Origin of the sequence: Leptolyngbya sp. NK1-12 (assembly GCF_032598965.1) — a bacterium.
GTDB lineage: Bacteria > Cyanobacteriota > Cyanobacteriia > Elainellales > Elainellaceae > Elainella.
On record NZ_CP053586.1, the window covers coordinates 3,789,514 to 3,815,279 of the forward strand.

The following is a 25,766-nucleotide window of genomic DNA, read 5'->3' on the forward strand; positions in this document are numbered from 1 at the left end:
GGGGACTGAAAGATAGATACGATTGGACCAGTTCCATCCAGAGTTTATTCGATGACTGTCTAGGTCTAGAGTGTTCATATATCTAGTGACGCTAAATATGGAAGATTCAGCACTAGCCCCTGATCATAACCTGCCTCGACTAGAGTGAATCGCAGTTATAGCTCAAGCTAGAGAATAAATTCAGCTCAGTATAAATACTGGTATTATTTGTGATATTTAATTTGAGTCGCGCAGTGCTTCCACGGTTTTTGCATTTGCGGTAGATAGAGCCGCAACTAACCGAGACATCGCAGAGACAGCAAGTCAGGCTATGATAGAGAACTACTATTGGCTCGTAGCTTGGATTTATGGCTTGTGATTGGCCGCTGAGTTATTGGCTGAAATAGCCTGATCGGGTTTGAAATCTGGTCTCGGCCGTTGTCTCACTTCTGGTTTGTCAGTCGTCCTCTAATCTTTTGCTGTTCTACCTGCATCCATGAAGCACACTCTTTCCGTTTTGGTTGAAGATGAGGCGGGCGTGTTATCCCGCATTTCTGGGCTATTTGCGCGTCGTGGTTTCAATATTGAGAGTTTGGCGGTGGGTCCGGCTGAGCAGGTCGGCATTTCTCGGATCACGATGGTGGTGCCGGGTGATGATCGCGCCATTGAGCAAGTCACAAAACAGCTCTATAAATTGATCAACGTCTTGAAGGTGCAAGATATCACTGAAGTGCCCTGTGTCGAGCGGGAGCTGATGTTAATGAAGGTCAATGCCACCAGCTCGAATCGCTCCGAAATTCTGGAGTTGGTCAACATCTTTCGGGCGCGGGTCGTGGATGTGGCCGAAGATTCCCTCACCATTGAAGTAGTGGGCGATCCGGGCAAGATGGTAGCGATTGTGCAGGTCCTGAACCGATTTGGAATTCGCGAAATTGCTCGTACCGGTAAAATTGCGCTGATTCGCGAGTCGGGCGTAAATACCGAATATCTGAAACTGCTGGAAGCGAGAGTTTAATCAGGCAATTTTTAGCTAGCAGTCATGACTATTTCCTTTTCGGCTGCAGTTCCTGTAGCCCTGACGATTGCGGGTTCTGACAGTGGGGGTGGTGCGGGCATTCAGGCCGATCTGCGCACGTTTGCCTTTCATCAGGTACATGGAACCAGTGCCCTTACTTGCATTACCGCCCAAAACACATTAGGCGTGACCCGCGTAGATGCCCTACCGCCCGAAGCTGTGATTGCTCAAATCACTGCCGTGATTGAAGATATTGGTGTACAGGCGGCCAAGACCGGCATGTTGCTGAATCAGGGCATTATTACGGCAGTCGCCAATCAGATTGCGCATCAGCCTGACTTGATGCGCAATTTAGTCGTTGATCCGGTGATGGTGTCCCGCACAGGTGCCCAGTTGATCGACGATGATGCTGTCACCGCCCTGCGGCAGCAGTTAATTCCCTTAGCTCGGATTCTCACTCCCAACCGCTATGAGGCCCAGATGCTGAGCGGGCTAGAAATTACGACGCTAAATGAGATGCAGGCCGCCGCCGAGAAAATTGTCCGCTTAGGAGCCAAGGCGGTACTGGTGAAGGGCGGCGGGATGACCGGAGAATGGCGCGGTGTCGATGTCTGGTTTGATGGTGAACGGCTCGAAGTGCTGCGAACCGAAACTGTGGATACACGCGATACCCACGGTACAGGCTGCACCCTTTCGGCGGCAATTGCAGCTAATTTGGCGCGGGGCGAGGACCTGTTTGCGGCGGTTCAGCAGGCCAAGCAGTATGTCACCACAGCCCTGCACTATGCCCTCCGCATCGGTCAAGGTCAGGGACCCGTCGGCCACTTTTTTCCACTCTTTACTAATGCTGATTAGTTCAACTGCATGATTACTGGCACTACCCAACTGCTGGGCGTAATTGGCTATCCGATTGCCCACTCGCTTTCACCTGTGATGCACAATGCCGCGATTGCGGAACTCGGCGTCGATTTTGTCTATTTGCCGTTCGCGATTGTACCAGAGCATCTCAAGCAGGCCATTCAGGGTTTCGAGGCGATTGGGCTGCGGGGCTTCAGCGTCACGATTCCCCACAAACAGGCGATTATGCCGCTCCTGAGCGAAGTATCACCCGTGGCCCAGGCCATTGGAGCGGTGAATACCGTTTGGCGAACTGAACAAGGCTGGTTTGGTACCAATACGGACGTAGAAGGATTTTTGGCTCCCCTACGGCGAATGCAGCGCGACTGGAGTCAATCCACGGCAGTGATTCTGGGCAATGGCGGCGCAGCACGGGCAGTAGTTGCGGGTTGTGCGGATTTGGGCTGTCGGCAGATCCAGGTAGTGGGACGCAATTCTGAGAAATTACAGGGATTTCTGCAAAGCTGGCAAACCTCTCCGATAGCCGATCTCCTTTCAGTTCACGCTTGGGAAGGCTTACCCAAACTGCTGCCAGAAGCGTCGCTGCTGGTGAATACTACCCCTATCGGCATGCATCCTCAGGACCAGGCAACTCCCCTAACAGCGTCAGAAATCCAGGCTCTAGCAGCCGGAACGATTGCCTACGATTTGATCTACACACCGCGCCCAACCCTTTTTCTTCAGCAGGCTCAGCAGCAGGGAGCGGTAGCACTGGATGGCCTGGAAATGCTAGTGCAGCAGGGAGCCGCCGCTCTCCAACTTTGGCTACAGCAGCCAGCTCCGGTGGATGTGATGCGTCAGTCTTTATGGAATTATTTGGATCGCAAATTTTAAGCAATATAACTTAATATTTATTTAAGACTGGTAGTCAGCCCAACTGAACTGGGCAAATGGCTATGGTAATTTTTTGAAGATTTGAAGATCCTCACCCTAGAGACGCAGAACACCATGAACCCTGAGATTCTAGAGACCATTAAGGTTTGGAGCCAATTTGCTCACCCAATTCTGATGTGGGTCCTGTTGATTATGACCCTCTACGCTGGCTATTTAGGTTTTCAAATTCGCCGCACCCGCGATGCCCAAGGAGAGCAAAAGAAAGCGCTGATCAAAGGTCGGTTTAACATCCGCCATTATCAGCTTGGCTCGATTCTGCTGGCCTTGATGGTCGTGGGATCGATCGGCGCAATGGGAGCAACCTACATCAACAGCGGCAAGCTGTTTGTTAATCCTCACCTGCTGACAGGTCTGAGTATGACCGGGTTGATTGCCACCTCTGCGGCCTTGTCACCCTATATGCAAAAGGGGCACGAGTGGGCACGCTACAGCCACATTACACTCAATCTCGTGTTAGTGCTCCTGTTCGCTTGGCAGGCAGTTACCGGCATGCAGATTGTGCAGAACATCATCAACCGGATGGGAGCCTAGGATCTCGTTGTGGTGCTTGTTTCACTGGCTTGATTTACGTCGAATCTGAGAGCGGGGGCATGGCGGTGCTGTGTCCCTTTTGATTTTGCAGTTCAGGCAGCGTTTTGCTCAGCCGTCATCGTACAGAGTCGGATGGGGTGCGATATTCTGTTATGGAACTGAATTGAGTCGGGTTATGCAAGACGAAATTCTCCGCAAAGAGCAGGACTTTCACGATCGCTGGGCCGCTGCCATCGATGTAGAAGGGATTCGGGTCCGCGATTATTTTGAAGCCTGTACCGCGCCGGAAAATCGGTTTATTTTGCAGCATTTGGGTGATGTGCGCGGCAAATACCTGCTGGATTTGGGCTGTGGGGCCGGTGAAAATAGCGTTTATTTTGCCAGCAAGGGTGCTCGTTGCATGGCGGCAGACTATTCTCCTGGCATGGTGGAGGTGGCATTAAAGCTGGCGGAAGCCAACGGGGTGCAGGTGGAAGGGCAGGTTACGAACGCGATGGCGCTCAACTTTCCCGACAATACGTTCGACATTGTCTATGCTTCGAATCTGCTGCACCACATCCCCGATCCCAAACTGACGATTCAGGAAGCCTATCGGGTACTCAAACCGGGCGGGCAGCTCTGCTTTTGGGACCCGCTCAAGCATAACCCGGTGATCAACGTCTATCGTCGCATTGCTACCAAAGTCCGTACCGAAGACGAAACACCGCTCGATATCAACCTCGTTCGCTATGTCAAATCCCTGTTCACCCAAACTCACTACGACACTTTCTGGCTCGCCACGCTTTGGATTTTTTTGCAGTTTTACCTGATCGAGCGCGTCAATCCCAACGAAGAGCGGTATTGGAAAAAAATCATTCTGGAACATGATCGCCTCCAGCCCACCTACCTGCGGCTAGAAAAGCTCGACGCCTTGTTGAAGCAATTTCCCTGGCTGAAACGCTACGCCTGGAATCTGGCCGTAGTTGCGACTAAATAGACAGGTCAACCAAATTATTTTTAGCCTGTAGTGGGGGTATCTTGCCCGCCGCGAGCGGGACACTCGCACGCTGTGTTGTTTAATTTGGTTGAATTACTTAAGCTTTTCAAACATCCTTTAAGCCACATTCCCCAAACTCAAAACTACGTGCTACGCCTACGGCAGCTATCGTCAAACGCACAGGCTACGCCACCAAAACTTAAAACTTAAAACTCAAAACTTAAAACTCAAAACTTTTCCTCTATGCCCCGCTACTCGATCGTTGTCCCCATCTTCAACGAAGAAGCCACCATTCCCGAACTCTATCGGCGGCTATGCTCAGTGTTGGACTGCCTCGACGGTGAAACGGAACTGATTTTAGTGGACGATGGCAGTCGCGACCAATCGCTGCTGTTGATTCGGGAATTGCATGAACGAGATGAGCGGGTCTGCTATCTCAGCTTTGCGCGCAACTTTGGGCATCAGGTGGCTGTTACAGCTGGGCTAAATTTTGCGCGGGGCGAAGCGGTGATTGTGATGGATGCAGATTTACAAGATCCGCCAGAGCTGATTCCGCGGCTCGTTAATCAATGGCAGCGCGGTTATCAAGTCGTTTATGCTCAGCGTACTCAACGATTGCGAGAACCTTGGTTCAAACGCTTGATGGCCCATTGCTTCTATCGTGTTCTGTATCATCTAGCCGATGTCGAGATTCCCATCGATACGGGCGACTTTTGCCTGATGGATCGGCGAGTGGTGGATTTACTCAACGCCATGCCGGAACGCAATCGCTATATCCGAGGACTGCGGGCTTGGGTTGGGTTTCGGCAGACTGCTGTTTTGTTTGACCGTGCACCTCGCCATGCTGGCAACGTCAAATATACCTTCGGCAAATCTCTGGCCCTGGCGATCAACAGCCTAGTCGGATTTTCTAAAGTACCTCTGCGACTCTCCACCTACCTCGGTCTAGCCGCCGCTGCCGTCTCTTTACTGATGGGGCTACTGGTAATGTATTGGCGATTGTTTGCCCCGAACTCGCCCCTGACCGGCTACACGATTATCACGGTCGTGGTGTTTTTCTTAGGAGCGGTGCAACTGATTAGCATCGGCATTTTGGGCGAATATGTAGGCCGCATCTACGAAGAAATCAAAGGTAGACCGCTCTATACCTTATCAGAAGTGGGCGGCTTCCAAACTCACACAGCCCGCCGTACTGTCTTCCGCCCAGAAAAATCGCCTCACTCCACCCAGGTCACAAGCGAGCGAGATGGCAACGGATGAAATAGGGAGGATAAGCTGAGGCGCTAGGGCAGTGTTCCGATTCGCTTTAGACCAAACTCACCGCCATCAAATCATCCGCCATCTCAAAATTGGCCGTTACGCTCTGGACATCGTCGAGGTCTTCCAGGGCATCCATTAATCGCAGCAGGGCACGGGCTTGGTCTGGATCGGTGACTTCCACACTGTTTTGGGGAATCCAGCGCAGCTCGGACTGGGTTACGGTGTAGCCTTTGGCTTGTAGAGCCTGACCTAAGGCTTCGAGGTCGGCAGGGTCGGTGAATACTTCGGCTCCAGGAAGGTCGTCCTCAATTTCGGTCAGTTCGTAGGTTTCGGCACCGGCGTCTAGCAAGTCTTCTAGCAGTATTTCCTCGTCGATGGCAGCGGCTTTAATTTTGCCGGTTCCGGATCGATAGATGGTGACGACGCCCTTCTGCTCAAACATCCAGCCGACGCAGCCCGTTTCTCCCAGATTGCCGCCTCGTTTGTTGAAGGCAGCTCGCAGATCGGCGGCGGTGCGGTTGCGGTTGTCGGTGAGGGCTTCGATCAGAATTGCCACTCCGCCCGGACCATAGCCCTCATAGCGAATCGCTTCAATTTCACCGTCTGCACCTAGCTTACCGGCTCCTTTGGCGATGGCCCGCTCGATATTGTCGTTGGGAATCCCGGCGGCTTTGGCTTTGTCGATGGCTGTGCGCAACTGAAAATTGCCTGCCGGGTCGGGAATGCCGTTGCGAGCGGCAATAATGATGGCTCTAGAAATTTTGGCAAAGGTTTTGCCTTTAACAGCATCGACTCGTGCCTTTTGCCGCTTGATGTTGGCCCATTTACTATGTCCTGCCATATTGCGTGCGATATTGCGTGCGATCGGATCCCTCAAAAAACTAGGATAGTGCAACCCAGCCCGAGTCGGGGAGAGGTGCATATGATCCAGATCTTCTCAGGCGGTCCCCCTTGGAGGCATATTGGGAAAGTAGGGCGGGGTAGGAACTGGAGTCATGCCGCAAAAACTTGCAGTCGCAATTAGTGGAGCCGTATCGTTGGGCAGCTATGAAGCTGGGGTGATGTACGAAATTATCGAAGCGATCGCGCAGCACAATAGCCATCCGGATACCACCGAAGCGCAGCGGATCGAAATCGACGTGATCACCGGAGCCTCAGCCGGAGCTATGACCGCCTGTATTTTGGCCCAGAAACTGATGTTTGAGGCCGAAGCCTTGCGCCAACCCTATGCCAACGCTCTCTATGGCCCTTGGGTTGAGGATATCGACATCAGCGGTTTGCTCAACCTGCGCCCCTCCGAAGATCCCAATCTCTCGATTCTGTCGTCGGATCAAATTGCTGAGATCGGCTACAAATACGTGATGCAACGTTATGCCTCCGGCCAACCCACCCCTCGACAGCGGCATCCGGCAGCCGCCGCTAGTATCCGTTTAGGGCTAGCCATGTCGAACCTGAAGGGGATTGACTATGCCGTAGAAGTCACCGATTTCCCCGATGTGACTAATCCCAACAATCGCAGCCGCCGCATGTTCACCTATACCCGCCACAAGGATTACTTTACCTACGCACTCAAAGATGGCGACCAGGATGATAATCCCAGGCTTTGGCGACAGCTAGAGCAAATTGCCCGGTCGTCGGGGGCGTTTCCGTTCGCGTTTCGGCTAATGGAAATCGAGCGGCAGGGCAGCGATCCCAGCTTCGCCCGTTCTACTCTAGCGCCGGATCACCTCTACTCGTTTGTTTATACCGATGGCGGCGTATTTGAAAACGAACCGCTCGGCCTCGCCAAAGATTTAGTTGACCAAATCGATCAGCAACATCTCGATCACGACAATCGTTTTTATCTCTATATTTCGCCCGGAGCCAAAAGCTCGACTGTAAATCTCAACATCAAAGCTGACAATGCCACCTACCTGAATACTGGCGCAGCTCTAGCCGGTGCCATCTTTACCCAAGCTCGCTTCCAGAACTGGATTGCCACCAGCAAAATCAACGAAGCCATCCGCCAGTTTGAACGCCAAGCCAAGGAACTCAGCGATGTGCTGCTAAAATCACCCCAGTTGCGGACCGCGTTTAGCAGCGTGGCCGATAATTTGCTGGAAGTGCTCTACACCCAAGGCACACCTGAGGAACAGCAACAGCAGATCGTGAATGACCGGGACCGGCTGCGGCAGCAGTTTACCGAAGAATACGACCGCTTGGTATATGCGTCGGACAAAAACGGTATTGATGGAAAGGACGTGGCCGAAAGCTGGCTGAAGCTAGTGCAAGCGCTGGAAAAGGTGCAAGATTTGGGCAGTAGGGATGTGATGACGGTCTACGCCATTACTTCCGGCGATGTGGAACTAGCGGGTGAGCAACTGTTTGCCTTTGGAGGATTTCTGGATCAGCGGTTCCGCGAGTTTGACTACAATGTGGGCCGCCGCAAAGCTGCCTTTTTCCTGCAGAAGCTGCAAGAACTGCATCAGCAGGCCAAAGGCGAGGGACAGCTTTATTTGACAAACTTTGTTGCCGGACAAACGATTAACCCAACACCTGCCGATCTGGGACAAGTCAATTTAACCGAGGTCTCACCCGTCACCCGCCGCGCTGTAAAAGCCCAACTGCTGGATCGGGGCCAGCGGATTATCGAATCGATTGAAACGCGGTTTTGGGTACGATGGCTGCTCAAGTTCAGCCTCTGGATTTTCCTATCGAAAAAGTTGAATCAGCTCTTGAAGCTGGAATAGGACATGATTTCACCAACTCTTTTACACGCATTACAGGATTGGGATCAGTGGATTCGAACTAATCCCAGCCAGCCGAAAGCCTACATTCAGCGGGGGATGACTCACTTTAAGCTGGGGCAGATTGCCGAGTCGATTCAGGATTTCGACCAAGCTGAGCGCCTTGATCCCCGGCTCACGCCCTACCTATGGCAGCGGGGATTGTCCTATTACTATGCCAATTGCTTTGCCGAAGGAGCGAAGCAGTTTGAAATTGACCTGACAGTGAATGCTCAAGATGTGGAAGAAACAGTATGGCGGTATTTGTGCATGGCGCAGTTGGAGGGAGCCGAGGCTGCCAAGAGAGCGTTGCTGCCCGTGCGCAATGATCCCCGGCGGATTATGGGATTGATTTATGAACTGTTTGCAGGTGTAGTTGATCCGGATTCAGTTCTTCGTGAAGGAACCAGTGAAGGAACCAGCGAAGAAACCAGCGAAGGAACTACAGAAGCACCGAGCAAATTCTACAGTCAGCTCTATGTGGGGTTATACTACGAGGCGGTTGGTGCTGTGGAGCTAGCCAAAACTTATATCGGTGAAGCCGTGCATACGTTTGAAACCCAGTACCAGAGCGACGACTATATGGGATACTTGGCGATCGTGCATCAAACTCAACGCGGCTGGGGATGAGTTAATTTGGCGAAGCCGCGCCGGTCGGTTGAGCCGCAGGTTCATTTTTGAGAGAGTCTGAGAAAAGTCAATGGCACAGCAAAAGCAAAGTTTACAAGCTCTAGGCAGTATTTCGGCCCTTGAGACAGTGAAGCAGCCCAATTTGAGGCAGCAGAATGCTATGGCGACGCGAACCAGAGCCAGCAACGGTACTCTGGCAACCGCAACCCTGTTGGGCGACTTTCCAGGCCGCAAACGAACCGTGAAAGACTCGGTCGGGCGAGGCAACCCCAATGATTTCTTCCGCATCAATGTCAGCCAAACCAGCCGCATCAAAGTAAATTTTTTCAACCGTTCGGATGTGAATCTCAAACTGGCACTATTCGACAGCACGGGTAAAGCGATTTCCGCCAACGGACGCAGACAGCTCACAACCATTGGAGCCGGTAAGACAGCCACAACGCTGGTGCGAGGTGCGGCACCTGGAACTTATTATCTCAAAGCTCAAGGCCCCACCAACGGCAGTCATCGCTATGAAATGAACCTGTTTGTCAACCGCAGTGGGGGTCCTGCTCCCTTACCCTGTGGCTGTGGGGTTTAGTGAGTCTGCATTATTCGGCTTGTAGCCAATCTTCATCAACTTCAGCGGCAGGAAACAGCCCCAACCAAGCAAGGTTCTGCACATAGTAGGCCGAGTCATTGTCCCAGATGCCATTGTTGTAGGTGGTTAACAGCTTCTGCTGCCGAATCTCTTCAGCGATTTCAGCATCCACAATCCGAAAGGCGGGATAGAGCATGGCATATTGGCTGGTGGCTTCGTAACGAGCGGTGGCGGCTCCCCGTAAATTGATGCGGGCCGGGATGCGTTGATTCGTCTGCCAGAGCTGCTGCAAATGCTGCAAATGCTCTTCCAAGAAAGCTTTGGCCCTAGGTTCGTCAAACCATTCGGCATCGAGCGCCACTCGCCACCAGACGCGGTAGGCATCGAAGCTATAGGTACTGCGCAACCGAGCCGTGACCGGAGCTGTGCTAAACCGCCCAGTTTCTAGATTCAAAGCCACCCAATCACTCGGTAGACCTACTTTCGAGAGTTGGGTCGAGTCTTGCAGCACCTGGTAACTACTGTCTACTAAGCTGAGCCAGTCACGTTCGGGGTCTACCTGGGCAAACAGCCGAAATGCATAGGGCGCTAGGTAAGACGGATTCAGATAAATTACATCAGGCTTGGGCTGGAACGACGACACAGGGCCAGGTAAGAAGTAGCGCTGACGGCGGCGTCCCGATTCTGTTGTCAGGGTTGCCAGTGTCCACAGATCTTGGAGTTTGGTGCGGGCTAACTCTAGATAGTCCGGTCGATTCCAGCGGCGGCTCGCCAAGATCAAGGCGGTGATCGCATCGAGATCGGCATCGCTGGCAAAGTTTTGGTCCAAAATGCCCCATTCACCTTGATCGTTTTGGCCCCACTTCCAGGCCCAGAGCGAATCGGTTGGCTGACCATTAGATTGATCCACTCGACGCAGGTTGTCTTCGGCCCATTTGAGAGTCAGTGCAAACGTATTGGGATCATTAGCAAACACGGCCCGCAGCATCGCATAGGCTTGCCCTTCCGATACGGTTCGAGCATCCCGCTCCCAGTCGATCACCCGCCCATCGGCCTGAATAAAGCGCTGGCGATAGGCACTCCAGCTCTGCTCCAGCAGTTCCGGTATGGCAACAGGGGCAGAGCTAGCAACTATCGCCGATCCCAGTGGTTCAGCAACGTAACTAGCCGCGAGCAAGCCCGCCAATCCTGGCAGGAGAAAGGGAATCATTAAATAAACGATTGGTTTCACCATGCGAATTGGTTCAATCTCGTCTCAGTTACTTGTCTCAGCAATGCCATCCACCCCTACATCCACTATTCATGCTGGACTAGCCGAATGTAGAAATGTTTCGTAGGCTTGGGTGAAGTTTCGGTAAAATCTGGCAATGACGCCAACGCTAGCAAGCAGCTCAGAAGGGATCAATGCTGGATCGATAGCGTTTTCAGTTTTTTGCGATGGCAGTAGCGAAAACCATATTTTGTGTTAGTTTGAGAGACATTCTCACCGAACCCCCCAAACTTGGATTGGCACTCGGAACAGCGAAAGGCTGAGCAAGGAGCGCGGGAATACGGTTTAATGCAGTTAACCTGAACGAGAGTGATCGAAAGCGGTCATGACCGATACCGATATTTCATCTATTTCTTCCGAAGAGCTGACCGAACGGCGACGCCAGCTCCGTCGCAAACGCCGCTCCCGCTTTCTGCAAACAAGCTGGCAGATTTTATCGATGACGGGTTTAACGATTGGGGTGGTTTGGCTCGTTACCCTACCCGACTGGATGCTGCATGATTCCAGTCAAGTGATCATCGAAGGTAACAAGACCCTGGCTCCCGATGCTTTGCGGTCCAAACTGTCGATTAACTATCCCCAGTCTGTGCTGGCTGTGCAGCCGGAAAAAATCGCCCGTCAGCTTGAAGCCGAAGCACCAATCACAGATGCCACTGTATCTCGCCGCCTGTTTCCACCTGGTCTAATTGTGCAAATTCAGGAAAGGCAGCCGGTGGCCACGGTCTATAGCAGTCCGAATAGTTTGGCAACGCTGCCCCAAAGCAAAACCTTTGATAATCTGTTTGCAATTGCGCTGCTCGATCAGGCAGGCACGTGGATTCCCTATGAGAAATACGCCACCTTCAATCAGTCTCCTAAATTACCCACCCTGAAGGTGATAGGTATGCAGGAACAGTTCGCCGATCAGTGGCCCAGTCTGTACGAGAGAGTTAGCCGGAGTCCTGTAAAAATCTCCATGATTGACTGGCGGGAACCGAGTAACTTAATTCTGCACACCGAACTTGGCATCGTTCACTGTGGTCCGCTCAGCTCTCGCTTTGCAGAACAGCTAAAAGTACTCGACCGGATGCGGAAGTTACCAGACAACATGGATGTAGACGAAGTTGCCTACATTGATCTAAGCAACCCGGATACACCCATGCTGGAACTCGTACCCAGCGCGATTAGGGCAAAGCAGAAAGAAAACTGATCTCACTCCTGATTTCGGCTGCGATAGCAGAATAGAATCATAACTAAGAATCATTACCAAAGTGGAAGAAACCCTAGAATCCCGTTGCGTAACAGCGCTCTTCTGCTACGATGAGTGCCTAATCTAGCGCAAGCCAGATTTATCCAGTTCCCTAGCTTAAATCCGACAGGACAAATGTTCTACCTCGAGATTGGCTAATTGTTGAGCCAGAAGTTTATCAAGAAGATGTCAAAGGAGGATGCCAAACCGTTTCTGCTAACTTGAATGACTCAAAAGAATTGGGGCTAAACCATCAGTAAAATGATCTCTCCAGAAATTAGTTCAAGAAATACTTCAGCATAAGTGTTCAAGAAAAAATTGTGATGGAGTAGGGTTGTTTTAAGGCTGTTCAGATTCATTGAAAGAATCAGCTTAAAAAAGGTTTTGAAAGACCAAAGTAGGACAATAGAAGATCGCCGTCAACGAAACGGCTGACGGAAGCGATTAATCAGTACCAATCCTTGATTAGCTATCGGTTTGGTGCAGCGGCTGCTCTTCTAGTTTTTAATTGCTTAATCCATTTTTATTGACAAGGCAGAGACTTTGCTTGCTTTCATAAAAATTAACTGCCAGTGCTTTGCTAAGTAAGGTGTCAAACCCCAAGAAACTGTAAAATCCAGTTTGGTTTTTTTAGCAACATAGCCTATAGTTATCTAGAGTTAAAAAGTCTTTGTATCAGTCGTCTCCCCCTATCCAATGACGTTTAATAGCGAATTGATGGCTAACCACGCAGATCAACCCGACGCCGATCAAGATCAAGTCAATTTCTCACTACCGATGAATGCTACAAATCCTTTTACAAACTCTGGAATACACTTGGGTCAAGTTCGTGACCCAAGAGGCTCTTTGGCCGAGGAAACGAGGAGTGATGAAATTGTGCCGAGCAGCGTAGCCAAAATCAAAGTCATTGGAGTTGGTGGTGGCGGATGTAATGCCGTGAACCGCATGATTATGAGCGGAGTGGCAGGCGTTGAGTTTTGGTCGGTCAATACCGATGCGCAAGCTTTAACCCTGGCTTCGGCCCATAATCGCTTGCAGGTGGGTCAAAAATTGACTCGTGGGTTAGGTGCGGGCGGCAATCCAGCAATTGGCCAAAAGGCGGCGGAAGAATCGCGGGATGAAATTGGAGCAGCCTTGGAAAATGCTGATTTAGTATTCATTACGGCTGGGATGGGAGGAGGCACCGGAACGGGTGCGGCCCCAGTCGTGGCAGAGGTGGCAAAAGAAGTCGGAGCCTTGACTGTGGGTGTGGTGACTCGACCGTTTACCTTTGAGGGTAAGCGGCGTACCAGTCAGGCCGATGAAGGCATCGCAGCGTTACAAAGCCGAGTCGATACTCTGATTATTATTCCAAACGATAAGTTGCTCTCCGTGATCTCGGAACAAACGCCGGTTCAGGAAGCTTTTCGAGTCGCAGATGATATCTTGCGGCAAGGGGTGCAGGGCATTTCCGATATTATTACCATTCCTGGTCTAGTCAACGTAGACTTTGCCGATGTGCGGGCTGTAATGGCTGATGCAGGTTCGGCGCTGATGGGCATTGGTATTGGGTCTGGCAAGTCAAGAGCGCGAGAAGCAGCTACGGCGGCGATTTCGTCACCACTGCTAGAGTCATCAATTGATGGCGCTAAAGGCGTTGTCTTCAACATCACCGGCGGCAGTGATCTGACCCTACATGAAGTCAACTCAGCGGCTGAAATCATCTATGAAGCGGTTGATCCCAACGCCAACATCATCTTTGGAGCGGTTTTGGATGATCGCTTGCAGGGAGAGGTGCGCATCACGGTAATCGCGACGGGATTCTCGACTGAAGTGCAGGCTCCGCCGGTGCAGCAGGCCACTCGCGTTTCACCGATGAAACGACCTGCTATCTCTTCACCGCCAGTGAATCCGCCATCGCCACCGGCTATGCCGCCCGCGGCTCCTCCACCAACGCAACAGCCGCCCGGTACTACAAAACCTGGCTTGGATATTCCACCCTTCCTGCAGCGTCGTCGTCCTCCTCGCTAAGGTGTAGACTAGCCATGCCGTTTTTGATGCCAATTCCAGGCGTGGCGAATGATTTCGTGGAGATCAGCATACTGGGGGTGCCAGCCTAAGACATCTCTGGCTTTGGTGCTGCTGCCAATCAGGGCCGGTGGATCTCCAGGCCGGCGCTCTAATTCAACGGCTTTAATCTCGCGGCCAGTGACCTGTCTGGCCGCCTCGATTACTTGTTTTACTGAAAAACCACTGCCGTTGCCCAGGTTAAAGGCATCGCTGTTGCCGCCTTCGAGCAGATATTCCAACCCCAGCACATGAGCCGTTGCCAAATCGGTGACGTGAATATAATCCCGGATACAGGTACCGTCCTCGGTAGGATAGTCAGTGCCGAAGATAGCGATGGATTCGCGTTTGCCTAAGGCCGTTTGCAGCACCAGCGGGATCAGGTGGGTTTCGGGATCATGATCTTCTCCTAGGCGAGCTTCGGGATCGGCTCCTGCTGCATTGAAGTAGCGAAAGCAAACCGACTTGAGGCCATAAGCATGGTCAAAATCTGCCAAAATCCGCTCCACCATCAGTTTAGTCATACCATAGGGGTTGATCGGCGACTGGGGATGATCTTCAGGAATCGGGACGATTTGGGGCACCCCATAGGTGGCACAGGTTGAAGAGAAAACGAAGGTCTTGATATCAGCCGCCAGCATGGCTTCGAGTAGCGTCAGCGTTGCCACCACATTATTGCGATAGTATTTAGCCGGATCGGTCACCGACTCCCCCACATAGGCGTAGGCAGCAAAATGCATCACAGCAGTAATCTTGTGGGCGGTAAACAGCCAATCTAGCAGAGGCCGATCGTCCATGTCTCCTTCGATCAGCTTGACCTGCAGTGGTTCTAGCAAATCTCGATGCCCATAGACCAAATTGTCCAGGACCATCACGTTGTATCCGGACTGCTGAAGCGACAACACCGCATGAGAACCGATGTAACCCGCTCCCCCAACCACCAAAATTGTGGGCTTTTCCTCTGGATGGTTCAATGCGCTGTTCAATGTTCGTTTCCTCGCTAACCGTATGCTTGACTTCTGTTGTTTCTCCTGAGTTATAGCAAGTTCTACGGAACACCACCCAGGTAGAATCTTCTAACTTCAGTAGAACTTTGCCAATCTTTAAATCTAAGTTCAACTCTGGAAAACCTTAGGATAATTGCCTGCTTTATGGCTCTACTGATTGCCGGAGAACGAAGCGGTGTTGGTAAAACCACCGTCACCCTCGCCCTATTAGCCGCCCTGCAGCGCTGGCAATTGTCGGTGCAATCCTTCAAGGTGGGGCCAGACTATATTGATCCCATGTTCCATCAGGCTGTAACCGGGCGCCCCTGCCGCAATCTTGATCCCGTCCTTACCTCTGAAGCCTACATCCAGCAATGCTTCAGTAACCACAGCCGAAAGGTAGACTATGCCCTAGTCGAAGGCGTGATGGGATTGTTTGATGGAGCGAGCGGTGCCGATGACTGGGCTAGCACTGCCCATATTGCCCGCTTGCTCAATCTACCGATTCTGCTGGTTCTCGATTGCAGTCGCCTCTCCCGCTCAGTGGCAGCCGTAGCGCATGGCTACCGCTCGTTTGATCCCCAGCTTCAGATTGCTGGTTTAGTCCTGAACCGAGTAGGCAGCGAACGACATCTCGATCTGCTCAAAACGGCCCTCGCACCGCTCAACCTTCCCATTCTGGGCATCCTGCATCGCCATGATGCGATCACAATTCCCGACCGCCACCTCGGTCTAGTTCCCACCGCCGAACTTCCAGAACTCCAGCACCTGATCGACCAGCTAGCCAGCTTAGGACAACAATCCTTCAACTGGCCCCACCTCCTGCCCCTCCTTACCACTGCGTCCTCCCCCACCCCCTACCCCCCACCCCCTATCCCCCACCCCCCACCCCCCCACCCTCTCCGCCTCGCCATCGCTCACGACCGAGCCTTCAGTTTCTACTATCCCGATAACTTAGATTTCCTGAACCAACTGGGTGCAGAGCTGCTATTCTGGAGTCCTTTGACCGATCCGGATTTACCACCTGGAGCCAGCGGGCTTTACTTTGGAGGCGGCTTTCCCGAACTGTTTGCAGCTGAGTTATCCGAGAATTGGGCGGCGCAACAGGCGGTAAAAGCAGCAATTCTGGCCGGTATGCCGACCTATGCCGAGTGTGGTGGCCTGATGTATCTAGCCGAATCCCTGATTGATTTCGAGGGCCAGAACTGGAAGATGGTTGGCGTACTACCCACAACTGCGGTCATGGGCAAACGGCTCACCTTAGGCTACCGCCGCGCCCTGGCTCAGCAAGATAGCCCCCTGATGCCAATCGGCACTACTGTTTGGGGCCATGAGTTTCACCGCTCTAGTTTGACTCTGCTGCCGCAGCCAGCTCTATATCAGATTCAGGGATACGATCCCGCCAGTGCCGTGAGCCAGGAAGGGTGGTGCCAGTATCAGCTTCATGCGTCCTACGTGCATTTGCATTGGGGCGGGCGGCCCGAAATTCCAGCTCGATTTTTAGATTACTGCGCCCGTTTTGCTCAGACTCAGCCATGATCAATCATGATCACTGGATGTTTATGAACGTCGTTCTTCATTCCTGATGCCTCATGCCGAGCTGTTATCTAATCTCCTATCCCACGGTATCTCCGCTGCTAGCCGGCCCTCTCCTGACCGTCGATGCGGCTGAGTTAGGTTTACAGGCTGAGAGCAGCATTGCTGCCTATGTCAGCAGCGGGATTGTATTGCTGTTGGTAGCTACGGCGGTAGCGCTGTTGTCGCGACGCCTGGGAGTGCCATATGTCACCGGGCTAGTGTTGGCCGGATTAGCAATCACCGATTTTCTGCCTCAGAGCATTGGCCTCGATTCGTCGCTGATCTTGAACCTGTTCCTACCGATTTTGCTATTTGAGGCGGCGATCAACACCGATATTAGCCGGCTGCGTAGTACGGTTAAACCGATTGTGCTGTTGGCGGGTCCGGGTGTGCTGGTCGCTGCTGGGGTGACTGCAACAATCCTCAGATTTGGTCTGCGACTGGATTGGATTCCAGCCCTGCTGCTGGGCACGATTTTGGCGATTACGGATACCGTATCGGTGATTGCGGTATTCAAAGAAATTACTGTGCCGTCGCGGTTAATCACGATTGTGGAAGGAGAAAGCCTGTTTAACGACGGCGTGGCGCTGGTGCTGTTCAATTTGATTTTGCTCAGCCACCTGACGGGCAGTGTCTCGTTCCCAGAGGGGCTGCAACAGATGGTCGTGGTGATTGCTGGCGGCACTCTAGTGGGGTTAGCGCTCGGCTATCTCAGTGCTGGCCTGTTGGCCCGTTCAGACGATAACCTCAGCAGCATCTTGCTGACTGTGGCGCTGGCGCTAGGTGCCTATCAAGTAGGGCATTGGCTAGAAGTCTCAGGTGTTGTAGCGGTGGTGGTGGCAGGCTTGATGGTGGGCAATGTGGGGCTGTCGCGACGGGTCTCGGCCTCGAATCGGGTAACGCTCTACAGCTTCTGGGAATATGCCGGGTTTGGTGTGAATACTTTTATTTTTTTGCTGGTGGGATTAGAACTCAAAGCCGTTGCTTTTTGGCAAACTTTACCAGCGGTGCTGCTGGCTGTGCTGGCCTATCAGGTGGGACGCCTACTTGCCGTTTACCCGCTGCTAGCGCTGGTGCGTCGGGTGGATCGCCCAGTACCGCTCAGGTGGCAGCATGTGCTGTTTCTTGGCAACATCAAGGGATCGCTGTCAATGGCACTGGCGCTGAGTTTGCCTTTAACGATCAGCGGACGCAGCAATTTAATTGCGATTGTGTTTGGCACCGTATTGTTTTCTCTGGTAGTACAAGGACTCAGCCTACCCTGGATTGTCAAACGCATGCGCTTGGGAGTAGCCTCTCCAGCCCGGCAGCAAACCGAAACCCTGAGAGCACAATTGATCGCCGCTAAAGCCGCCCAGGATGAACTGGAAAGTATGTTAAGAACTGGCGTGTTACCCAAATCGATCTACGAAGAAATGCGATCAATGTATCAAGTTCAGGTAGCAAGAGCAGAACGAGCACTGCGCGATCTGTATGACCGCTGGGCCGTGGAAGTCACGACTGGACAACGCGATCCTGCTGGACTAGATGCCATCCGCAAACGCCTGCTGCTGGTCGAAAAAGGAGCGCTGAGTGAAGCCCTGCGGCGAGGCATTGTCTCAGAAACGGGTGCGAAAGAGCGCTTGCAACAAATCGATGAGAAGATCCTGCTGCTTGAGGAAGATTGACCCCTCGCCGCGTCCCTTCCCCACCTCACCCCAACCCAACCGAATGGTCACAAGGCTCAAACACAGCAGGTTCAAATACAGTAATGTCGGCTCCGGTTAAAAGGCGAAGGCGATTCAGAAACCCAGCAGAAAAAGAAGCAACCTGAATTTCCCCATAGGCATAAACCAAAATTCGGGCATTGGTTGCTAACGCATCGCCCCATTGTTGCAATTGCCAACCATAGCGATCCAAATTAAACAGTGTCAAATAGCCGGAACCGAGCTGGAGGCCGTTGGCATGGGTAGCTGCCACAATATGCAACTGTTTGATGCCAGTGTAGTTTGCCAAGGCTGCCGTAATTTGGGCTACGCCATCGCTATGGGCATGCAGAAGCAGTGCTTCAGTATCAGGGAGGACACCCTGGAGCAGAGTGTGATAGTCGTCAACCGCAGAATCGATTACAACCAAAGCGGTGCGCATAGAAGGACAGGCCATAGGTCTATTGCAAGCAAGCGCAAGAAATTTCAACACCATCGGGGCAAGGAGCTAGGCAAACAAAGGTTCATTGAATCTCGATCAATGGCGATCCATCTGAAGGGGCAAAAAGCGCCATCTACCTGAGGCCAGAGTGCCCTAGGATGTTTTGCGGTCAAGCTACAGCCGTGCAATCGGAACAAAATCTTCAACTAAGGGCAAACCGTGGCGTAAATTCACGGAGAAAATTTGATGCCTGGAAATAGCAGCCTTTCAGGAATTTCGGAAATATTCTGCAGAAAACCCTCCAAAAAAAGAAGCTGTCTAGGTCTTATAGGCTAGATCTTCTAATTCCTACGGATTACATCCCTGAACAAAATTGATCACCTCATGCAGGGCACCAGGTTTTGTCACCATCAGCACGGTGGAATCAGCTTCTAGTACCGTATTGCCATTGGGGATTACCAAATCTTCATGGGCCTGGGCCTGATAGCCAATAATTAGCGAGCCTTTGGGAAAACAGGGATCTTGAGCAATTTGGGCTAGGCTTTGTCCGGCAATTCGCGATCCCGTTGGAATTGGCAGCTTCAGGACTTCAATTTGATCCTGCTCGAAGTGCATGATCGATTCCACCTCTGGGTATTCGATTGCATTCACCATCGTCGATACAGCCAAATCGATTGTGCTAATCACCGACGTGGCCCCCGCGATCCGATAGGGTTCAGCAAAGTCGCGATGCCGCATCCGCACTAAAATTCGCGAGACACCGTAGTGTTTCGCCAAGGCTACCATTGCCAGGTTTAAAGCGTCATTGCGCAGCACGGCTGCCACCGCATCGGCTTTGCGAATGCCTGCTTCTAGCAGCGTTTCAGTACTGACGGCACTGCCTTCGAAGGCCATCACGCCCATCTGCTCACGGGCATAGCGGCAGGCGGTTGGATCAATGTCAATCAGCGCCACGGTATGGCCTAAGTCCACCAATTTCTGCGCCAAATTCAGCCCAATCAATCCGGCTCCGCCAATCAGAATATACATGCCCAACCTCAGTAACGCTCAGTATCTCCTTTGGTTCACTGTATCGTCGTATCTGGCTTCTGCGCATCCCGTCACCAATCCCTGATACAGTTAAACCCAGGGATTGTTAAACAGAGTTATGAAAGCACAAGTTTTTCGCGGCGTTAAGCAGCTCAAATACGAAGAAATTCCGGTTCCAGACATTGCTGACGATGAAGTACTGGTTCAGGTTCAGGTGGTGGGCCTGTGTCAGTCAGACATTAAGAAAATTCTCTATCCGCTCTATGAGCCACCACGAATTTTTGGTCACGAAACGGCTGGTACGATTGCTGCCGTGGGTTCAGCGGTGAAGAACTGGCAAGTCGGACAACGGGTAGTAGTGTTGCATCACATTCCCTGCATGCATTGCGCCTATTGCCTGAACGAAAACTACTCGATGTGCGACACCTACAAAAACATCACCACGACTGCTGGCTTTACACCTAGCGGTGGCGGTTTTGCTGAGTACGTCAAGGTGCCCGGCCATATTGTGCGGCACGGCGGTTTAATCGAAATCCCGCAGCACATTACCTTTGAGCAGGCCAGCTTTGTAGAACCAACCAACTGCTGCCTCAAGGCGGTGAAAAAGGCTCAGATTGCTCCCGGCCAAACGGTGCTAATCACAGGAGCCGGCCCAATTGGGTTAATGTTCATCATGCTGGTCAAGTATTTTGGTGCTCGCGCCATCGCTACCGATTTGATTCAAAGCCGCATCGATAAGGCCTTGAGTGTGGGTGCAGAGGCCGCCTTTGATGCCCGCGATGCAGACCTGCCGGCCAAAATTCAGCAGTTGACGAACGGCATGGGCGTGGATGTGACGCTGCTGGCGGTGCCGAGCGAGAAGGCTTTTTCCCAAGCGCTGGACTGCACCCGCAAGGGCGGCAAGATCCTGTTTTTCGCTGAGTTTCCCGATGAGGTCGAAATTCCAATCAATCCCAACGTCCTTTACCGGCGAGAGATCGATCTAATTGGCAGCTACAGTTCTTCTTACCGGCTGCAAGCCCTCTCAGCAGATATCGTCTTCAACAAGCGCATCGATGTAGATGCCTTGGTGAGCGATCGATATCCTTTGAAAGATCTGGCTGCTGCGGTCGAAAAAGCAGTTTCTCCGACGCCGGAAACATTCAAAATCCTGATCTACCCCGAAGCAGCGAGCCACTAGCAGTACTTTGACACATCCTCCTTGCACTCATCGGCCAGGTAGGAAAGCGCCCGGAAGCGTAATCCCACGAGCTGGTCGTAGAGCGGATTCAGTTTGCACATCGGCGGAATGTGGACCACCTTGCGCCCAAACAGCTTCACATCTCGTTCAAATGGACACTGAGGCGGAATCATTTTGCAGAGAAAGCGGGCCAAGCGTGGATCATGAACTTCGAGATGATCCAACCATTCCTGGAGAGGTCTGAGCGGGGCGAGATGGGCGTCTTCGGAGAGAGCAGTATCGTCTGCGGTAGGCCGATAGTTAAGGGTCAATCGCAGTGATTCTAAAATCTTGGGCTGCAACCCCAGTTCTACACAAAACTGATGCAGAATGTCGTCTTCTGAGTCGGAGTAGGTGCCATCGGCAATGGCAACCATCACCGCCGTGCGCATGAAGTTTTCAGCAGTTCTAGCATCTTTGCCCAAAATGACTGCCAACTCTTGGGGCTGAATCGGTTCCACAGTGCCTAGATCAGTTGCAGGCGCTAATTCTTGCGTCAAGTCTGCTATTAGGGTTTGTTCTTGAGGATCAAAATCGCCATCGGCCCATGCGATGGTCAACAATCCCCTGAGCCAAATGGCAATCTGTTCGTCACTGTAGGGAGATTGAACGGTGCTCACCATAGCTGTATTTAGATTTAACGATGCGACCTTTTACACCCAATCTACTCTACTCTCACGGGTTTACAAACTGCTAGCGATTTAACGCAACAGATCTCAAGCGAATCTAAAAACCTGTAAACTACTGAAGAATTGGCGCAGAAACGAGGAAATTAATTGTGACGCTGCAAGAGTTTGGATTGCTGCTGATTTCGATTCTGGCTAGCGTGGCCGGACAATTCCTGTTAAAAACGGGCGCTCTAAAACTCGGCAAAGTCAGTGCCGAAAACGCGATCAGTCACATTCTCGGTATCCTCACTGTCCCTGAGCTAATCGGCGGCTTGATGTGCTACGGGTTAGGAGCCATTGCCTATATTCTGCTGCTGACGCGAGTGAATCTCAGCATCGCCGGACCGGCCATCGCCCTCAGCTATGTCTTCTCGGTGCTGTTGGGCTATTTCATGTTTCGCGAAACCATCCCAGTTGAGCGGGTAGTTGGTTTAGGCTTTATTGTCTGTGGCGTGCTGCTGGTGGTATGGCAGAAACCGTAGCATGTCTGCTGGCTCCATCGGCCAGACTGCACGAACTGCGTCACACGGTTGAAATCACTCCGTTCTCCGGGTTGATCAAGCGAAACAGCTTTTGCTTAATCTGAGCATCAAAGACTTCCCATTTCATGCGAGTGTATTCCGAATTTTCGTTGAAGCCCGACAAAAAGCCCATCGGAATCTCGAAGCCGCCCGCCATCGAGCGTCCGCCACCGAAAAAGCGGCCCTGCGAGTCTTGTCCAAATGCTTCTTTGATGAATTCATCGGGATCGAGCGTGATCTTGGAGGTGCGCAGCGAGCCAATCACCACCTCTAGCTCTTCATCCTCATCGTGGACAATCCCATAAACCACCGCCGTATGCACGTTTTCTTCGGTAACGAGGAAATCCGCGGCTTGGGGAATGGCATCCCGGTCGTCGTAGCGCAAGTAGCCCACGCCTGCAATCGAGAAGTTGTTTTGCAGAACCCGATTCCGCAACGATCGCTCAATCACGTCCATCACTCGCTTCGAGCGAGACGCTTGCAGCACCGAGTTTAACAGCTGGACATCGCAAAACCGACTCAGGTAAGCTGCCGCCAAGAAGTCTTCTTCCTGGGCCTGCATCAGCCGATTTGTATCTGACCGGAGGCCATGCATCAGAGCCGTAGCGCACTTGATGTGTTCGCTGTTGCTGGTGTCGAGCCGGAGCAGTCCCGCCTGCAAATATTGGGTCAAGATGGTGGAGGTAGCGCGGACCTGAGGACGTAGATCGATGAATTTTGCATTCAACTCTCCCTGAGCTGTGTGGTGATCGATCACGACCACGATGGGAATGCCTGCTTGCTGCACCAGCGGTAAGAGTTGGGTTGTTGTGCCCTGGTTATCAATAAAGACACAGCCTTGATAGGGCGACAGATCTTTTTCTTTCGAGTTTTGTGGTGTCCAACGCTGAGCGGGTAACCCAGTTAAGCGGACAAGCGCAATGTTTTCCTGGTGGCTCAGCGCCCCAGCATAGACAATATCACTGCGGATGTCATACTGCTGGGCAATCAGCTTGTAAGCCCAGGCGCAAGAGAGGGCATCCGGATCGGGAAAATCTTGCAGGGCTACCAAATGGCGCTCTCCCCGATGCTGATCCAGCACTCGCCGAATTTCTTCTACCTTCTGCTCGGTGATTGTTTGGGATTGGGATGTCATCCAACCCTGCATACTGGCTTTGGGTACAGCAGGCTCTCGGTCCATGCTGATTGATCGATTAGGAGACTCAATGTGTACGTCAAGATCGGAAGTGACAGCAGACTCCATGATTAATGCCAAATTATTAAATGATTGTGGAGAATCCAATTGCATATGCTCGATTGTACGAACTGTGTGAGATGCAAGCAGCAGGATTTGCAACAACGGTTCCACCTGATTCAGAAGTGAAGTATTGCCCCAGTCCGTCGTGATCGATGCTGATTTGATCGATACGTACTCTGTCTTGCTCTATGCCTACCCTTACGATCTTTGCAAAAAATTGCAGCAGTCGTCCGGACTGAGTTGAGATTCCCGTCTTTAGATAGATCTGGAGATAGATCTGGCGAGCAAGAAGCATGATTGAGCCAGATCTGCCACGGGCTTGAAATGAATCAGGAATAGACCAGTAGTAAACCAGGATTATCAAGCTACCTAATCAACTTTCGTAGAATAAACTTTTACAGAAAACACTCAGACAGGCTCAGTCAAACAATCAAAACCCCCAGATTGGATTGACAATCTGGGGGTTTAGGAACCAATAACATATTTCTGCCATTCTTGATGTACGCCGCTTTTGACGTGTTTCGTCACCTCAAAGTAAAGACCACTGTAAGGTTTATGGGGCGGTTGCCGCAGGATCATGTTGGCTTCCTTGGGGGTGCGGTTGCCCTTCTTGACGTTGCAGCGCACACAGGCCGTCACCATATTTTCCCAAGTATCTTCGCCGCCGCGTGATCGGGGCACTACGTGATCGAGCGTCAGGTCATCGCCAGTGTAGCCGCAATATTGGCAGGAGTGGCTATCCCGGTGCAGGATGTTGCGGCGCGTTAGGGGAATTTCCTTGTAGGGAACCCTGACATAGTGACGCAGACGGATTACGCTGGGTAAGGGTGTCTCCCGATACACGTACTTTCCATTGTGTTCAACCTGCTCTGCCTTTCCCTTAATTAGCAAGACAACGGCGCGCCTCCAACTGGTAATGTTCAGCGGCTCGTAGGAGGCGTTCAAAACTAGAACCTTGCCCATCGGTGATTCAGTTCAGTGAAAGTTTTTACAGATGGTAACACAATTGGCTCAAGTCAGGAGGGCGTTTGTAACTAAGCTGCAATTTTTTGTAGGAGATTGAAGAATACTCAAATTGGAGGAGCGCAATGGCGGGTTGGAATCCGGCTGAGATTTTGCAAGAACCGAACCTGCGGCTGACCGAGGCTGAAGTTACTGACATTCGCCGCCGGTTGCCGCCACCGCAAGACGGTCAGCTTTATATTGATGGCGTGTTTGAGGGTGGGGGCGTGCGTGGGATTGCCTTTTTGGGCGCACTACGCTGCTTCGCGGATGTAGGTGTGCGCTGGCGCAAGGTAGCAGGTACGTCTGCTGGAGCCATTACGGCTGCCCTAGTCGCGGCTGATTTTCCGATCGAGGAACTAGAGCAAATTATCGGCAACCTCAACTATGTGGATTTTCTCACTCAGAAAACGAGTCGGCTGATTTGGAACGGTGACCCCGCCAACGATTTGGGCCAACCAATCCGAATGATTTTGCTGCTGCTGCTCTCGCGGCAGTTAGGACAATATTCCTCTGCACCGTTTCGCAACTGGATCGCCCAGACTTTAGCCCGACGCAACTTGAAAACTTTTGCTGATGTGAAGGCAGACAGCGAGCGCGATCTGAAAGTGGTAGCTTCGGATATCAGCCGCGGTGAAATGCTGGTATTGCCTGACGACCTGGATCGCGCAGATGTAGCCGATCCCCAATACCGGGCACTCAAACAGCTGCTTGCAACTCCCTTGTCCGATTGCAACCAGTTTGAAGTGGCAGAAGCGGTGCGTCTGTCGATGAGCATTCCCTTTTTCTTTGAGCCGGGAATTCTAGGAAGCCCCAAAGATCCAAACGCTCGCCGGATTGTGGACGGAGGCATTCTCAGTAACTTCCCTCTCTGGATCTACGATTTCAAACCCAATCCAACCGAACCGACCAAACGATGCCCACGTTGGCCTACCTTTGGTTTGCGCTTGGTTGAGCAGGATAATCGCAGTGAAAAACCAATCACGGGTCCGTTTGATATGCTGGGCGCGATGTTTAGAACCATGATGGTGGCACGGGACCAGTATCACCTCAATCAAGCCAGCCGCGACCGGGTGATTGAAATTGATGTCACTGAGGCCAACGTCACGGCCACAGAATTCAACTTGACCGATGAGAAAAAGCGCATCCTCTACCGACTGGGCTATCTACACGCCAAAAACTTTTTGCTCTATGCCTGGGACTGGGAAAAACACTTGCGGCGGCGAGGCTTTGAACCACAGGACTGCGATTAATTTGTTGGCGTATTACTTGCGCTGGTTCATGGCCGAAACGCCGCTAAACAGCATGACTAACCCCCCCAGTAAGAT

Annotated in this window: 24 protein-coding genes; 16 read left to right on the forward strand and 8 right to left on the reverse strand. The window is 52.1% G+C overall.

The window, feature by feature from the left end; all coding sequences use genetic code 11:
* The first annotated feature begins 475 nt into the window (after window positions 1-475).
* The 6 genes from ilvN (at window position 476) to HJG54_RS16070 (ending at window position 5,552) form a co-directional block, all read left to right on the forward strand.
* Window positions 476-994 carry an acetolactate synthase small subunit gene (gene ilvN / locus HJG54_RS16045; protein WP_035996987.1) on the forward strand — a complete coding sequence of 173 codons (519 nt, stop codon included), beginning with the start codon at window positions 476-478 and terminating at the stop codon, window positions 992-994.
* A gap of 24 nt (window positions 995-1,018) precedes the next feature.
* A complete protein-coding gene (thiD, locus tag HJG54_RS16050) occupies window positions 1,019-1,849 on the forward strand; it encodes a bifunctional hydroxymethylpyrimidine kinase/phosphomethylpyrimidine kinase (RefSeq protein ID WP_316429920.1) in 831 nt (276 codons plus the stop codon).
* 9 nt (window positions 1,850-1,858) lie between these two features.
* A complete protein-coding gene (locus tag HJG54_RS16055; RefSeq protein WP_316429921.1) occupies window positions 1,859-2,725 on the forward strand; it encodes a shikimate dehydrogenase in 867 nt (288 codons plus the stop codon).
* A gap of 114 nt (window positions 2,726-2,839) precedes the next feature.
* Window positions 2,840-3,316: a DUF4079 domain-containing protein gene (locus HJG54_RS16060; protein ID WP_316429922.1), complete on the forward strand. Its 477-nt coding sequence runs from the start codon at window positions 2,840-2,842 to the stop codon at window positions 3,314-3,316.
* Between the two features lie 175 nt (window positions 3,317-3,491).
* Entirely contained in the window at window positions 3,492-4,292 is an 801-nt protein-coding gene (locus HJG54_RS16065) for a class I SAM-dependent methyltransferase (protein WP_316429924.1), read from the forward strand.
* Between the two features lie 243 nt (window positions 4,293-4,535).
* Entirely contained in the window at window positions 4,536-5,552 is a 1,017-nt protein-coding gene (locus tag HJG54_RS16070; protein ID WP_316429925.1) for a glycosyltransferase family 2 protein, read from the forward strand.
* A gap of 46 nt (window positions 5,553-5,598) precedes the next feature.
* On the opposite strand, the gene HJG54_RS16075 is transcribed toward HJG54_RS16070, so the two are convergent.
* A complete protein-coding gene (locus HJG54_RS16075; protein ID WP_316429927.1) occupies window positions 5,599-6,393 on the reverse strand; it encodes a YebC/PmpR family DNA-binding transcriptional regulator in 795 nt (264 codons plus the stop codon).
* Between the two features lie 154 nt (window positions 6,394-6,547).
* Between HJG54_RS16075 and HJG54_RS16080 the strand changes: the two genes are divergently transcribed.
* From HJG54_RS16080 to HJG54_RS16090, 3 genes are all read left to right on the forward strand, one after another.
* Window positions 6,548-8,281 carry a patatin-like phospholipase family protein gene (locus HJG54_RS16080; protein WP_316429928.1) on the forward strand — a complete coding sequence of 578 codons (1,734 nt, stop codon included), beginning with the start codon at window positions 6,548-6,550 and terminating at the stop codon, window positions 8,279-8,281.
* Between the two features lie 3 nt (window positions 8,282-8,284).
* The gene (locus HJG54_RS16085) at window positions 8,285-8,947 is read left to right on the forward strand and encodes a tetratricopeptide repeat protein (protein ID WP_316429929.1); all 663 of its coding nucleotides are present in this window, start codon (window positions 8,285-8,287) and stop codon (window positions 8,945-8,947) included.
* Between the two features lie 70 nt (window positions 8,948-9,017).
* Complete coding sequence (locus HJG54_RS16090) at window positions 9,018-9,527, forward strand: hypothetical protein (protein ID WP_316429931.1); 510 nt, start codon at window positions 9,018-9,020, stop codon at window positions 9,525-9,527.
* Window positions 9,528-9,537: 10 nt separating this feature from the next.
* Here HJG54_RS16090 and HJG54_RS16095 read toward each other — a convergent pair whose 3' ends face one another.
* Window positions 9,538-10,761, reverse strand: a complete 1,224-nt coding sequence (locus tag HJG54_RS16095; RefSeq protein ID WP_316429932.1) for a glycosyl hydrolase family 8 — start codon at window positions 10,759-10,761, stop codon at window positions 9,538-9,540.
* Window positions 10,762-11,122: 361 nt separating this feature from the next.
* Between HJG54_RS16095 and HJG54_RS16100 the strand changes: the two genes are divergently transcribed.
* Window positions 11,123-11,986 (forward strand): cell division protein FtsQ/DivIB, encoded by an 864-nt coding sequence (locus tag HJG54_RS16100; RefSeq protein WP_316429933.1) that lies wholly within the window; start codon window positions 11,123-11,125, stop codon window positions 11,984-11,986.
* A gap of 885 nt (window positions 11,987-12,871) precedes the next feature.
* Window positions 12,872-14,035 carry a cell division protein FtsZ gene (gene ftsZ, locus HJG54_RS16105; protein WP_420717395.1) on the forward strand — a complete coding sequence of 388 codons (1,164 nt, stop codon included), beginning with the start codon at window positions 12,872-12,874 and terminating at the stop codon, window positions 14,033-14,035.
* 8 nt (window positions 14,036-14,043) lie between these two features.
* On the opposite strand, the gene galE is transcribed toward ftsZ, so the two are convergent.
* The gene (galE, locus tag HJG54_RS16110) at window positions 14,044-15,057 is read right to left on the reverse strand and encodes a UDP-glucose 4-epimerase GalE (protein WP_316429934.1); all 1,014 of its coding nucleotides are present in this window, start codon (window positions 15,055-15,057) and stop codon (window positions 14,044-14,046) included.
* Between the two features lie 165 nt (window positions 15,058-15,222).
* Here galE and HJG54_RS16115 point away from each other — a divergent pair, with 165 nt between their 5' ends.
* Window positions 15,223-16,596 carry a cobyrinate a,c-diamide synthase gene (locus HJG54_RS16115; protein WP_316429935.1) on the forward strand — a complete coding sequence of 458 codons (1,374 nt, stop codon included), beginning with the start codon at window positions 15,223-15,225 and terminating at the stop codon, window positions 16,594-16,596.
* Between the two features lie 53 nt (window positions 16,597-16,649).
* A complete protein-coding gene (locus HJG54_RS16120) occupies window positions 16,650-18,302 on the forward strand; it encodes a cation:proton antiporter (RefSeq protein WP_316429937.1) in 1,653 nt (550 codons plus the stop codon).
* 25 nt (window positions 18,303-18,327) lie between these two features.
* Here the strand turns inward: HJG54_RS16120 and HJG54_RS16125 are convergent, their stop codons facing one another.
* Window positions 18,328-18,777 (reverse strand): DUF4347 domain-containing protein, encoded by a 450-nt coding sequence (locus HJG54_RS16125; protein ID WP_316429938.1) that lies wholly within the window; start codon window positions 18,775-18,777, stop codon window positions 18,328-18,330.
* Between the two features lie 333 nt (window positions 18,778-19,110).
* A complete protein-coding gene (locus HJG54_RS16130; RefSeq protein ID WP_035996949.1) occupies window positions 19,111-19,791 on the reverse strand; it encodes a potassium channel family protein in 681 nt (226 codons plus the stop codon).
* A gap of 118 nt (window positions 19,792-19,909) precedes the next feature.
* Here HJG54_RS16130 and HJG54_RS16135 point away from each other — a divergent pair, with 118 nt between their 5' ends.
* Window positions 19,910-20,971 carry a zinc-dependent dehydrogenase gene (locus tag HJG54_RS16135; protein WP_316429940.1) on the forward strand — a complete coding sequence of 354 codons (1,062 nt, stop codon included), beginning with the start codon at window positions 19,910-19,912 and terminating at the stop codon, window positions 20,969-20,971.
* Here HJG54_RS16135 and HJG54_RS16140 read toward each other — a convergent pair.
* Complete coding sequence (locus HJG54_RS16140) at window positions 20,968-21,633, reverse strand: Mo-dependent nitrogenase C-terminal domain-containing protein (protein WP_316429942.1); 666 nt, start codon at window positions 21,631-21,633, stop codon at window positions 20,968-20,970. The two genes, HJG54_RS16135 and HJG54_RS16140, sit on opposite strands and share 4 nt — an antisense overlap.
* A 155-nt stretch (window positions 21,634-21,788) precedes the next feature.
* On the opposite strand from HJG54_RS16140, the gene HJG54_RS16145 reads away from it, so the two are divergent.
* Window positions 21,789-22,160, forward strand: a complete 372-nt coding sequence (locus HJG54_RS16145; RefSeq protein WP_035996941.1) for an EamA family transporter — start codon at window positions 21,789-21,791, stop codon at window positions 22,158-22,160.
* 40 nt (window positions 22,161-22,200) lie between these two features.
* Here the strand turns inward: HJG54_RS16145 and HJG54_RS16150 are convergent, their stop codons facing one another.
* Window positions 22,201-23,379 (reverse strand): bifunctional oligoribonuclease/PAP phosphatase NrnA, encoded by a 1,179-nt coding sequence (locus HJG54_RS16150; protein WP_316429944.1) that lies wholly within the window; start codon window positions 23,377-23,379, stop codon window positions 22,201-22,203.
* Window positions 23,380-23,901: 522 nt separating this feature from the next.
* A complete protein-coding gene (locus HJG54_RS16155) occupies window positions 23,902-24,399 on the reverse strand; it encodes an HNH endonuclease (RefSeq protein ID WP_035996938.1) in 498 nt (165 codons plus the stop codon).
* A 125-nt stretch (window positions 24,400-24,524) separates the two neighbouring features.
* Here HJG54_RS16155 and HJG54_RS16160 point away from each other — a divergent pair, with 125 nt between their 5' ends.
* Window positions 24,525-25,691, forward strand: coding sequence for a patatin-like phospholipase family protein (locus tag HJG54_RS16160; protein WP_316429945.1), 1,167 nt, complete (start codon window positions 24,525-24,527; stop codon window positions 25,689-25,691).
* Window positions 25,692-25,766: the final 75 nt, after the last annotated feature.